This is a genomic window from Bradyrhizobium sp. th-b2, from assembly GCF_000426785.1.
GTDB lineage: Bacteria > Pseudomonadota > Alphaproteobacteria > Rhizobiales > Xanthobacteraceae > Bradyrhizobium > Bradyrhizobium septentrionale.
On record NZ_AUGA01000004.1, the window covers coordinates 105,961 to 118,555 of the forward strand.

9 protein-coding genes are annotated in these 12,595 nt (G+C 65.5%); 1 reads left to right on the forward strand and 8 read right to left on the reverse strand.

Features of this window, described 5'->3' with window-relative positions:
* The first annotated feature begins 13 nt into the window (after positions 1–13).
* Positions 14–685, forward strand: a complete 672-nt coding sequence (locus tag K359_RS51425) for a methyltransferase (RefSeq protein WP_051346051.1) — start codon at positions 14–16, stop codon at positions 683–685.
* On the opposite strand, the gene K359_RS51430 is transcribed toward K359_RS51425, so the two are convergent.
* From K359_RS51430 to K359_RS0107925, 8 genes are all read right to left on the reverse strand, one after another.
* Positions 606–3,737 (reverse strand): adenylate/guanylate cyclase domain-containing protein, encoded by a 3,132-nt coding sequence (locus tag K359_RS51430; protein ID WP_051346052.1) that lies wholly within the window; start codon positions 3,735–3,737, stop codon positions 606–608. The two genes, K359_RS51425 and K359_RS51430, sit on opposite strands and share 80 nt — an antisense overlap.
* 143 nt (positions 3,738–3,880) lie before the next feature.
* The gene (locus K359_RS0107895) at positions 3,881–4,627 is read right to left on the reverse strand and encodes an ABC transporter ATP-binding protein (RefSeq protein ID WP_029078855.1); all 747 of its coding nucleotides are present in this window, start codon (positions 4,625–4,627) and stop codon (positions 3,881–3,883) included.
* Positions 4,608–6,407, reverse strand: coding sequence for an ATP-binding cassette domain-containing protein (locus K359_RS0107900; protein WP_029078856.1), 1,800 nt, complete (start codon positions 6,405–6,407; stop codon positions 4,608–4,610). Before K359_RS0107900 ends, K359_RS0107895 begins: the two co-directional genes overlap by 20 nt.
* On the reverse strand, positions 6,407–7,264 hold the full coding sequence (locus K359_RS0107905; RefSeq protein WP_035976315.1) for a branched-chain amino acid ABC transporter permease: 858 nt from the start codon (positions 7,262–7,264) through the stop codon (positions 6,407–6,409). The genes K359_RS0107900 and K359_RS0107905 overlap by 1 nt, the downstream gene beginning before the upstream one ends.
* Before the next feature lie 18 nt (positions 7,265–7,282).
* Entirely contained in the window at positions 7,283–8,479 is a 1,197-nt protein-coding gene (locus K359_RS0107910) for an ABC transporter substrate-binding protein (protein WP_245284541.1), read from the reverse strand.
* A gap of 161 nt (positions 8,480–8,640) precedes the next feature.
* Positions 8,641–9,624: a hydroxyacid dehydrogenase gene (locus tag K359_RS0107915; RefSeq protein ID WP_029078859.1), complete on the reverse strand. Its 984-nt coding sequence runs from the start codon at positions 9,622–9,624 to the stop codon at positions 8,641–8,643.
* A gap of 12 nt (positions 9,625–9,636) precedes the next feature.
* Positions 9,637–11,493 (reverse strand): TRAP transporter large permease subunit, encoded by a 1,857-nt coding sequence (locus tag K359_RS0107920; RefSeq protein WP_029078860.1) that lies wholly within the window; start codon positions 11,491–11,493, stop codon positions 9,637–9,639.
* Between the two features lie 9 nt (positions 11,494–11,502).
* On the reverse strand, positions 11,503–12,534 hold the full coding sequence (locus K359_RS0107925; protein WP_029078861.1) for a TRAP transporter substrate-binding protein: 1,032 nt from the start codon (positions 12,532–12,534) through the stop codon (positions 11,503–11,505).
* Between the last annotated feature and the right edge of the window lie 61 nt (positions 12,535–12,595).

Here is a 12,595-nt window from a genome sequence, read left to right on the forward strand (position 1 = left end):
CCTGACCTCGGCGATGCTCGATCCGCACGCCAAGGTTCGCGACTATTATTCAGGAACACTGGAGCGTCACGGCCCGACCCCGCTCGGGGTCGACTGGCCGAACGTGCTCTCGCAGTATCTGCGCTTCGTGCAGCTCGTGAAGCTGTGCGATTTCGGGCAGCCGTTCAGCCTGAACGATTTCGGCTGCGGCTATGGCGCGCTGTTGGAGTTCCTGGCAATGCGGCATGGCGATGCCGAGGTGACCTATCGCGGCATCGACATTTCGCCGGCGATGATCGCGGCCGCCCGCGCCCGCTGGGTCGGCAACACGAAGGCCGTGTTCGCCGAGGGTTCGCAGTGCAGCGCACTCGCCGACTATTCTCTGGCAAGCGGGATATTCAACGTCCGGCTCGGTCATCCGGTCGCAGCGTGGGAAACGTATGTCGAGGCGATTCTCGCCGATCTTGCGGCCCACAGCCGGATCGGCTTCGCCGTCAACTTCATGCTGCCGCGTGACGAAGGGCGCGCCGAAACCGGGCTTTATCGGATCGCGCCGGAGCGCTGGATCCGGTTTTGCGAGCAGTTCGGTCACGTCGAAACGGTCGCCGATTACGGCATGCCCGAATTCACGCTTCTTGTCCGCAGGACGACGACTGCACGACCGGGAACAGGCGTTCATAAGGTGAGGCGCCGGTCTCCTCGATGAGAAGCCGGGCCCGCGCAAGCAGCTCGCTCAACCGGTACTGCGGGTAGCGCAAGCTATCCGCGTTGACCACATGCGCCAGCACCAGCGTCGAGCGGCATTCGGCGAGCCGCGCCCGCCGCTCCCTCGCGACCGCGATCCCCTGTTCAGCGGCGCCGAAGGCCGCGGCCAGGCTGTCACTCCTCAGATGAATCTCGGCGAGGAATGCCAGCATGTCGCTTTCATATTCGAGGCCGGCGAAAGCCTCCCGCGCGAGCCGGATCGCCGATTCAATCTTCTGGATCGCCGCAACGTGTTCCCCCGCCAGCGACAGCGCCAGTCCGCGGCAGACGCTCGCATACACCGCGACATAGGGTGTGTCGTTTCTCCTGGCGATCTCCTCGATACGCAGGCTGTGAAGATCGGCAAGCTTTTCGTCCCGCGTCAGCCAGGCCATCTCGACTCCGGCATGATGCGGAATGAACAGGACCGCCGGATCGGGATGGCCGCTCTCGCTGGCGACCAGTTTGGCGATTCTCTCTCGCGCGACATCGAAACTGCCCGTCCGCGCCAGCAACCGCGCATGCAGACCCTCAACCCATCGTTCCACATTGAAGCCGAGCGGCGCTTCATGGGCCTTCTCGATGCTCGCAATGTGCTTGAGCGCCGTCTCGCCGGCCGCAAGTGCTTCCCGAAGCTTGCCGGCATAGCCGTAGGCCTGACACAGGAACACCTGCATCATCGTCCTGATGCTCGGGTCCTCGGAGACCTCGATCGCCTCCAGCAGCTGCCTCACATATTCGTCCGCCGAGCCCGTACCGGCGGAGACCCGGCCAAACGCGGCGAGCAGCAGGACCTCCCAGAGCGAGTCCTTGAGGTCCCGCGCGGCAGCCAACGCCTCGCGGAAGAACGGGGCAGCCTCTTCGGCGCTGATACCTTCGCGCCAGCCAAGGATCAACACCTGACCGGATGCGTGCATGCGCAGCCGATCGGTTTCCGGCGAGCGCGGCAGCGATTGCAGCAACAGCCGAACCTTGAGCCACGACTTCATGCCCAGCCGCGAATTGGTCGTGCCGATCCAGCTCGCCGAACGGGCCAGGTAGTTGGCCGCGGATCCGAAATCCTTGGCCGATTCGAAATGATACGCGATCAAATTGGCGTATTCGCCCAGCCGGTTATGGTAGAATCGCTCGAGCGCGCTCGCGACCGCCTGATGCAGTTCGACGCGGCGGGTGCGCAGCTGCATCGCATAGGCGACCTCCTGGATCAGCGGATGGCGGAACGCGTATCGATCGTGCTCGATCTCGCTGGCGACCTCCTGGATCAACTCGAGATGCGACAATCGGCCGAGTATGCCAACGAGATCGTGGTAGCTTGCACGTGCCACTTCGGCCAGCACTGAAAACGGGAATTCCCGCCCGATCGTGGCGCCGACCTGCAGCACTTCCTTGTCCATCGGCGCGAGACGGTCGATGCGTGCGCCGATCACAGTCTGGACCGTAGCCGGCAGCGTCTCGGGCGATGCCTGCCCGGACATCTCGTATTCGCCGGGCCGGCCGGTCAGATCGCCACTGTCTATCAGCGAACGGACCAACTCCTCCGCGAAGAACGGATTCCCGCCGCTTCGTTCGACGATGCGGTCGGAGATTGCGGCCGTGGATGGATGATCGCCGATCATGTCGCTGATCAGCGCGGAGACATCCTCGTCGCGCAGTTCGTCGAGCCGGATTTCGTGGAATCCCGGCCCCTCCTGCCACGGCGCATGATAGGTCGGCCGGTACGTGAGAATGATCAGGGCGCGGCTGACCTGCGCGACATTCACCAGCGCCGAGACGAACTCGATGCTCGCCTCGTCGAGCCAGTGGATGTCCTCGATGATGATCACCGACGGTGTGCGCGTGCCGTCACGTACGAGGCTTGCGACGAGATTGACGAGCCGCGTATGCCGCGTCTTTGGATCCAGCCCAGGCGCCGGCGATTTCGTGTCGCGGATGCCGAGAAAATCGGCGAGCAACGCCACGTCGTCCATCAAGTGGGGGACCGATGACTCGATCCGCGCCGCGACCTTGGCGCGCGCCGTCTCCGCATCGTCGCTCGAGGCGATCCGGAAGAAGTTGCGGAAGAATTCGAGCAGCGGCTGCAGCGGACCGGAATGGTCGTAGGGCGATGCGCTTGCCTCCTGCACCGGCACCAGACGCTCCTTGACGCTGCGGGCAATTTCGAAGCACAGGCGGCTCTTGCCGAGGCCTGGCGGCGCCGAAATTCCGATCACCTTGCCGGCGCCCTGCTCGGCTCCGGCAAATGCCTCATGGAGGATGGCAAGCTCGGCATCGCGCCCCCGATAGGTGCCGACGACGGCATCGCGGAACGGCGCGCGAGACGGCTTCATGCCGACCAGCCGGTAGACGCCGATCGGCCGCGGAAATCCCTTCACGTTCTGGTGGCCCAGGGCACGCGCATCGCAAGATGCCTGCACCAGCTTGAAAGTCGACTCCGTGACGCAAATGTCGCCCGGCTGCGCCATATGCTCGAGCCGGCTCGCCAGATGCACGGCGGCGCCGTAGACGCTTTGCTCCTTGGTGAATTTGTCGGGCACGCCCGCGACGATTTCGCCGGAATGGATGCCGACGCGCAGCACGATGCCGTTGTCCCGCGACGACTGCATCATGGCGAGCGCGGCCTGGCAGGCACCGAGCGCGTGGTCTTCCTGCGCGTGCGGAACGCCGAAGATCACCATCAATCCGTCGCCCATGCTGCGCATGATGGTGCCATGAAACTGCTGGACCGCATTGCCCATCCGCGCCAGCGCGGGCGGCAGGCGATCGAGCGCCAGCTCGGGATCGTTGTCCCCGATCAGCTCGGTGGAGCCGACGATGTCGGCAAACATCACGGTGACGACCTTGCGCTCGCCGACCGGCTGGACCTGGCCCAGACGCTCACCACAGGCGCTGCAAAATCGCGCCGCCTCGAGATTGGGATGCCGGCAATTCGGGCAGACGGCAGAAAAATTCAGCCCGCACGACCGGCAGACGCCATCTTCGGTCAGGGTCTCGGCTTGACAGGCCGGGCACAGCATTCACACCACCTTCCCGATCCCGTCCGTTTACAGGCTCCGGCACATCCTAACACAATCGGGGGGCCGGCCGCATGAGGCCTCATGAAGCCAGAATCGGCGTCCGGCGCCAAGTCTTACCTTTAAGCAGACGGGTTAAGGCGGGCTCAAGCACCCAGCGCGTGGCTTTCATGGCCGAAATAGGCGCGCTCGAGCCTGTGCGCGAGGTCACTTTCGCCGGTCGGCGCCTCCAGCGCGATCGCACCCTGCACCAGCGCGTAGACCCGATCGGCACAGGCCAGCGCCTTCTCCAACAATTGTTCGACGAGCAGCACCGAGGTGCCCTGCTCCCGCAGCCGGCCGATCACATTGAGGACGCGATCGACCAGCACCGGCGACAATCCGGCCGAGGGCTCGTCCAGCATCAGGACCCGGGGGCGGCGAACCAGGCCTTGCGCCACGGTCAGCATCTGCTGCTGCCCGCCCGACAACGCGCCGCCGCGCTCATGGCGCTTCTCGGCGATCTCGGGGAAGAACGCCAACGCCTCTTCGATGCGTACAGTCCGTTCGGCGCGCGGCAGGTCGTAGCCGGCGAGCAGCAGATTGTCGGTGACCGAGATCTGCGTGAACACGCGATGCCCCTCGATCACGTGCACCAGACCGGCCCGCGCGGCATCGCGCGGCGAGGCGTTGGTCATGTCGCGTCCGCCGAACCGGACCCGCCCTGCAGTGACCGGCAACAGTCCCGACATCGCGCGCAGCAGCGTGGTCTTGCCGGCGCCGTTCGGACCGAGCAGCGCCACGACCTCGCCGGCGGCGATCGTCATGTCGATGCCGTGCAGCACGCGGATCTTGCCGTAGCCGGATTCCAGCGCGCTCACGTTAAGCAGGGGTTCAGCCGCCGAGATAGGCACTGACGACCTCCTTGTGGACACGGATCTCCGCCGGCGTTCCCGCCGCCAGCGTGCGGCCGAGATTGAGCACGGTGACCTGGTGGCAGATGTCGAAGATCAGATCGGCATGGTGCTCGACCAGCAGCACACCGGTGCCGCGGGCGCAGACCGCCTTGATCAGGATCGCGAGCCGCTTGATCTCGTCATTGGAGAGGCCCGCCGCCGGCTCGTCGAGCAGCAGGAAATCCGGATCGAGCATCAGCGCCCGCGCGATCTCGATGAAGCGTAGCTCGCTGTGCTGCAAACGGTCGGCGCGCACATCGGCAAGCGCCTCGAGGCCAACGACGCCGAGCAGTGCCCGCGCCTTGGCGGCAAGCAGACGCTCGTCCGCACCGTTGCGCGGCAGTGCCAGCATCGCCTCGACGAAATTGGCGCTACCCTCGATCGAGCCGCCGATCATGACGTTCTCCAGCACCGAGGCTTCGCCGATCACGCGCGGGGTCTGGAAGGTGCGCGCGATGCCGCAGGCGGCGCGCATCACCGGCTGGCCCGCGGCCAGCACCTCATCGCCGAGCGTCATGCTGCCAGCCTTCGCGGCGTAGTAACCCGAGATCACGTTCAGCGTCGTGGTCTTGCCACTGCCGTTCGGCCCGATCAGGCCGTGGATCTGGCCGGGCGCGACGTCGAGGTCGAGACCGTCGATCGCCTTCACATTGCCGAAGCTCAGCGCGATGCCGCGCAGCTGCAGCGTCTTGCCACCATCGCGCCGGCGCACGATGGCGGCGAGCGCGGCCGGGCGGGGCACGATGGCGCGGTTGCTGGCGAGCGGGCGACGGTTGCGGAAATCGAGCAGCGCCGCGATGCCGCCAGGCATCACCAGCACGATCACGAGCAGCAGCACCGCATAGAGGAAGGTCGACCAGGCCGCGAGCGGCGCCGCGATCTCCGGCAGGATGGTCAGGATGATGGTGCCGAGCATCGGGCCGAGGATCGAGCCGCGGCCGCCGATCAGGATCGCGATGAAGAACAGCACCGAGAGATCGAAGGTGAAGGCGTCGGGCGTGATGTAGGTCTGCAAGGTCGCGAACAATCCGCCGGCGATCGCCGCCAGCGCACCGGCGAACAGGAAGATCGCGATCAGCATTTTCGGCTTGGAGATGCCGCTGGCTTCGGCTGCAACCTCGGCATCGCGCACCGCGATCAAGGCGCGGCCGAACCGGCTGCGCGCGACATTGGCGCTCATCCACGTGGTGACGACCGCGAAAGCGATACAGAGGCCGTAGAACCCCCACGGCGTGTTGAACGGCGCCGGGAATTCGGGACCGGCAATGCCGATGCCGCCGCCGGTCACGCTCTGCCAGGCCAGCGCGATCTGGGTCACGATGGTCGCAAAGCCCAAGGTCGACATCGCAAAGTAGAAGGTGCGCAGGCGCAGCGCCGGCAGGCCGACGATCACGCCGAAGATCGCGCCGATGAGGCCTGCGATCGGCAAGGCGGCGAAAACCGGAATGGCCGGCATCATATTGCCGGCGACCAGCACGCTGGTGGTGTAGGCGCCGAGCGTCAGCAGCGCGACATAGCCGATCGCAAGATGGCCCGCAAAGCCGACCACCAGGTTGAGGCCAGACACCAGCACCCAGTAGATCGCCGCGCGGGTGCCGATCAGCACCCAGTAATCATTGCTGACGAAAGGCAGCAGCAAGGCCAGCACCAGAATGCCGAGGAACGGCAGGAGGTGCGGCAGCGCGGCGCGCCATGCGATGCTGTCGGTTCGGGGCGGAGCGGCGGCGACCGATGTCATCACACCCTCCGCGCAGTCGAGGCGCCGAACAGCCCCTGGGGAGCCGCTAGCAGCACCACGATGAACAGCGTGAACACCGCGACCGAGGAGAAGATGCCGCCGACCAGGAAGTTCGCCGCCTGCTGGAACAGGCCGAGCGCCAGCCCGCCGATGATCGCGCCTCTGTTGTTGCCGAGCCCGCCGAGCGCCACCGGCACGAAGCCGTAGAAATTCAGCAGCGCGCCATTGGCGAAGAAGGCAAGCAGCAGCTGCCCGCCGGAAAATCCGGCGATGCCGCCGACCACGCCGGCGAGCGCGTAGCTTGCGACACGCAGATTGCGCTCGGGCAGGCCGAGCGCGCGTGCCGCGAAATTATCCTCGGCGATGGCGAGGAACGCACGGCCGACCAGCGTGCGGCGGTAGAGATATTCGAGACCGATGATAGTGACGGCGCAGGCGGCGACCGGCAGCCAGAATTTTTCGTCCCAAACGCCCTCGCCGAATCCTACGATGCGCGGGAACGGCTGTGGCTCGGTGCCCCATTTGATCGCCGTGACCTGCTGGATCATCAGCGCGACCGCGAGCGTCGACAGCACGTAGAGATGCTGGTCGAGGCTCTTGAGCACCGGCCGCACCGCGACGAACTCGGTGATGATCCCCATCACGGCGCAGCACAGCAGCGTCAGCACGAAGCCGACCGCGATCGGCAGGCCGAGCTTCAGCGTGAACATCGAGCCGAACACGCCGCCCAGCATCGCAAGCTGGCCTGCGGTGAAGCTCATCACCCGCGAGGTCGAGAACATCGTGTTGTAGGTGACGCCGACCAGCGCGTAGATCGCGCCCGCCGCGAGACCGGATGCGAGGATCGAGGCCAGCATCGGCTCGCCCCCGCCCTTCTATGTGTATCCCGGCGCCAGCGCGAAGGTGCCGTCCTTGGCGGTAGAGGCCTCCGACATCACGATCTCTTCGGTCAGGTAACCGTTATGCTGGGTCGGCGAGAAGCGAAAATTGCCGAAATAGCCGGGATAGGTCGACAGCGAGTTCCAGTAATTGATAATGCCGGCGCTGTCGGTCGAGCCGCTTTCCGCGACCGCCTTGGCGATCAGCTCGATGCAGTCGATACCACCCGCGATCCACCACAACAGCGTGTCGTTCAGCGCGACATTGGCCTTGGTCAGGCGCGCGACCAGGTCCGCGCTCTTCGCCGGCAGCTTGCCGCCCCCGTCATAGCTGCAGCTCTTGTAGCCGATCGCATAGACCTTCTTCCAGTTCTCCGGTTTTGCAACCAGGTTCGCAAGCTCGCCGGAAGCCATCGACGGGTGTCCAACGAAGGGAACGTCCCAGTTCATCGCGGCGCGGGTGTTGAACATGCGCGCCTCCATGCCGGTCGAGACGCTCCACACCACGATCGCCTCGGCGCCGGCGTTCTTGGCGCGCAGCATGTCCGGCGTCATGTCGGGCTGCGTGGCGTCGATGTTGGCCTGATAGGCCACCTCGGCGCCGTCCTTCTTGAACGCCGCGACCGACGCGCCAACCGCGGTGACGCCGTAGCCGGTGGTGTCGCCGATCACAGCGACCTTCTTCACCTTGAGGATCTTCAGGCAGTAATTGCGCACGGCATCGTCCCATTGATTGTTTGACGGCGCGATGCGGAACGCATTGGGGAACTTGACCGGATCGATCAGGGTCTCGACGACGCAGGGGTGCAGGTCGGGCATCTTGGCGCGCGCCATGATCGGTGTCGTGGCCAGCGCCTCGCCCGAATTCAGCGGGCCCCAGATCGCATGAACCTTGGCCTGGCTGATCAGCTCCTGCGTGGCGTTCACCGCCTTGGTTGGATCGCCCTGGGTATCGCGCATCACAAGCTCGATCTTGCGGCCTTTCACCCCGCCGGCGCCGTTAATGGCGTCGACCGCGAAATTGACGCCGCGATTGAAACCGACGGTCGGCGCCGAACTCGGGCCGGTGATCGCCGCGAGACAACCGATCTTGATCGGTTCCGATTGTGCGATCGCAGGAGCGGGGAAGGAGAATGATGCGGCGCCCAGTGCGCCGGCGCTGCCCAATAAAACGTCACGGCGTGAAATGGCCATGTGATGCCTCCCTGTTTCCCTCTCGGCGCCCGTCGTTTGCTGCGGGACGTCCGTTGATTGATTGTCCGCGCGCTCACGGCCGCGGTTTTGCAAGCTCAAGTTTGATCTGGATGTGAAGGTCTTGTCCAGTCCCGCGGACGGCATTGGGATCAGTCGAACTTTCATGGCCGCGGCCGCCGCGTCCAGCGCTCGGCATTGACAGCGCCGACAGGTATCTCGCCGGCAATGATCTTCGCGACCTGGCGCACGGTTTCCGACGATTGATGCTCGATCGCCTGCGGGGTCAGGCCGCCGACATGCGGCGTTGCGATCACATTGCGCAGCTTCGCAAGCTCCGGCGTCGGCATCTGGTCGGGCGCACGGCCGACATCGATCGCCGCGCCGGCAATGCGGCCATCGCGCAGCGCGGCCGCCAGCGCCGCTTCGTCGACCAGGTTGCCGCGCGACAGGTTGATGAAGAATGCATGCTTCTGCATCCGCGCCAGTGCGGCTTGCCCGATCAAATTCTCGGTCTCTGCGTTGGCGATCGCGAGACAGACGACATAGTCGGCGCTTGCCAGGAGATCGTCGAGCGGCAGATGCCGGATCGCGGCATCGTCTGACGTCACGAAGGGATCCGCGACCAGCACATTCATGCCGAGCACTTTTGCGATCCCGGCAAGATGGCGCCCGATGCTGCCATAGCCGATGATGCCGACCGTGCTTCCCGCAAGCTGGTGACCCATCACGACCTCAGGCGCCCTGCCCGCATGGTAGTCCGCGGTCGCGCGCGAGACGCCGCGCGACAGATCGACCATGAAGCCGAGCGCGAGCTCGGCGACCGACTGCACGAACCCGGTGCTCGCCTGCGTCACCAGCACGCCGGCGGCAGACGCCGCCGCGACGTCGATGTTGCGGATATCGACCGCACAGCGCACGAAGGCGCTGAGCTTCGGCAGGCGCGGAAAGATTTCGCTCGGCCCCTGCGTCATGCGGTCGGCGACGATGATGTCGACATCGACCGCGGCCCTGACCAGCGCAGCCGCGTCGAGCGCCTCGTTGCCGTCATGCAGCCTGACGTCGGCGACCGCGCGCAGGCCGTTCAGGCTACGCTCGCCGTAATAGTCGCGGCGCATTTGCGGGGTATGGGCGAGCAGTACCTTCACGCTTCTCTTCCCCTAATAGCCGAGCGCATGCGGCAAGGCCGTGCTGATCGCCGGCACGAAGGCGATCACCAGCAGGCACAACAACAGCAGGCCGAGATACCCAGCGATAGGCTTGACGGTCTGCTCGATCGGCACATTGCCGATCAGGCAGGCGCCATAGAGCCCAAGGCCAAGTGGCGGAGCAAAGAGCCCGAGCCCCATCGCGATCACCAGCACGACGCCGAAATGCAGGGGATCGATGCCGAGCTTGACGGCGACCGGCAGCAGCAGCGGCCCAAAGATGATCAGCGCCGCGGCGCCCTCGAGCACCGAGCCCATCACTACCAGCACCAGGATCGACAGCAGCATGAACAGCCAGACGCCGTGGCTGCCCGAGATCGCCAGCATGAGGTCGCCGACCGCGTGCGGCACCTGCTGCAGCGTCAGGATGAAGGCCAGCGATTGCGCCGCGGCGACGATGAACAGCACCAGCCCCGAACGAACAGCCGATTGCACAAAGCAGTGCGCGAGGCTTTTCGCGCCGAGCTCGCGGAACAAGAGACTACCGACGGCGATCGCATAAACCGCGGCAAAGGCGGAGATTTCGGTCGCGGTGGCGAAGCCGCTCTTGAAGCCGAAGAAGATCATGAAGATCAGCCCGACCGAGGCGATCGCGCCGGTCCACAGCCCCGACACTGCGGCGCGCGGCTCGGTTTCCACGTTCCCGGCAGGGCGTTTGCCGAAGATGATTGACACCGCGATCAGCGCCAGCGCCATCAGGGCAGCCGGCAACATGCCGGCGACGAACAATCCGCCGATCGAGAGATTAGCGACGAAGCCGAGGATGATCAAATTGATGCAGGGCGGAATGGTCTCCGCCATCACAGCGGAAGCCGCGAGCAGCGCCACCGCCCCGCCCGGATTCTGCCGCGAGCGGCGCGCCGCCGGGATCAACACCGAACCGACCGCGGCGACATCGGCCATCTTGGAGCCGGAGATGCCGGAGAACAGCACCATCGACATCACCATCACGACATTGAGCCCGCCGCGCATCCGCCCGACCGCACGCTGCAGCAGCTCGATCAGCCGGACCGACATGCCGTTGGCTTCCATCAAATAGCCGACCAGGATGAAGAACGGGATCGCCAGCAGCACGAAATTGTCGATGCCGCGCGCCATCTGCTGGGCGAAGATCACGCCAGGCAGCGTGCCCTCGACCCAGATGAAGATCAGCGCCGCCAGCGCCAGCGCAAAGCCGATCGGCAGTCCGCCGAACAAAGTGAGGAAGAAGCCGACCAGCATCAGCGCCTGCGACGATGGCACGGACGACGGCGCCAGCGCATCCCAGGCCAGATAGAGGCCCACGATGACGGCCGTTGCGACGATGCCGGCCACCATGTCGCGGAGCGGGCGGCTACAGAACGTCTCGAACGCGAAGATCGTCATAAATGAGGCGCCGACGCCCATCGGATAGAACGTCCATTCCAGCGGCAGGCCGGAGCCGGAGGTCTGCCCGGTGGTCAGCCAGCCCATCTTGATGGCGTTGAATGCAACGTAGAAGGCGATGATGGCGGCGAGCAGCGCACCGACCGCATCGACGACCCGCCGCACGCCCGTCGGCAGCATGTCGACGAAGAAGGCGACGCCGAGATTCTCGCTGCGTGCGAGCGCGCTGGCCGCGCCGAAGAAGCTCGAGCCGACCATCAGGCCGCGGGCGACATCGTCGGACCACTCGACCGGCGCGTTGAACAGGAAGCGCGCCAGCACCGACACGCAGACCACCACGAGATCCGCAGCGAGCAGGATCGCGGCGATCGCGTCGCTGGCGGCAAGCAGCGGCGCCGTGATCCGCTCAGCGCTGCTTCTCGTCGCGACTGCGGCGACCGACATGCGTCGACCTCAGGCCTGGGTGGCGCGGATCAGATCGACGACGGCCTTCGCCTCGGGCCGCGCCTTGATGAAATTGTCGGTCTGCGGCAGCACGCGCTTGCGGAACGCCTCCTTGTCGCATTCGACGACGGTGACGCCCTTTTCCGTAAGCGTCGCCAGCGCCTCCTTCTCCACCGCAAGGCCATGCGCGCGGGTGTCGATCGCGGCCTTGTTGGCCGCGTCGAGGAAGCCTTCGCGCAGCTTGGGATCCATGCGCTTGAAGCTGGCGTCGCTGAAATAGACCGCGAGCGGCGAGAAGATGTGCTGGGTCAGCGCATAGTGCTTCGACGTTTCGTAGAACTTGCTGGCGAGGATGGTCGGCGGATCGTGCTCGAGGCCGTCGAGCACGCCGGCCTGCAGCGCCGTGTAGATCTCGCCGAACGCCAGCGGCGTCGCCGCGGCGCCCATCAGCCGCAGACACTCGGTGATGATCGGATTGGGCAGCGTGCGGATCTTCAACCCGGCGAGATCCTCCGGCGTCTTCACCGGCTTCTTCGCCAGCACGCTGCGCGCGCCGAAATTATAGGCCCAGCCGATGATATGGATGCTGGCGCCCTTGAGCAGCGCATCCTCGATCGGCTTCGCCGCGCCGGCGTTGAACGCCTTGGTCTGCTGCTGATAGCTGGTGAAGAGATAGCCGAGGTCGAAGGTGCCGACCAGCGGCACCAGATTGGCCGATATCGACGATCCCGACACCATCAGGTCGATCACCCCGAGCTTCACCGAGTTGATGACGTCGATCTCCTGGCCGAGCTGGTTGTCCGGGAAGAAGGTGACGTCGATCTGCTCGCCGAGCCCGTTCGCCTTCAGGCTCTTGACCAGATTGTCGTAGTAGACGCGACCGTTGGCGTATTTGGGATCGTTCGGCAGCGACGACGAGCATCGCATCTTCAGGGTCGCGGCCTCGGCGCGGCGGATGATGGCGGGCGCAGCGGCAAGCCATGCCGCGGCCGTGACCGACGATCGCAGCACAATGCGGCGGCTCACCCGGTTCGTCGTCATGATGGTGCTCCTCCCCAGGAACGGATCGTTATTGTGTTGGCCGCCCGCCTGAACGGCGTGA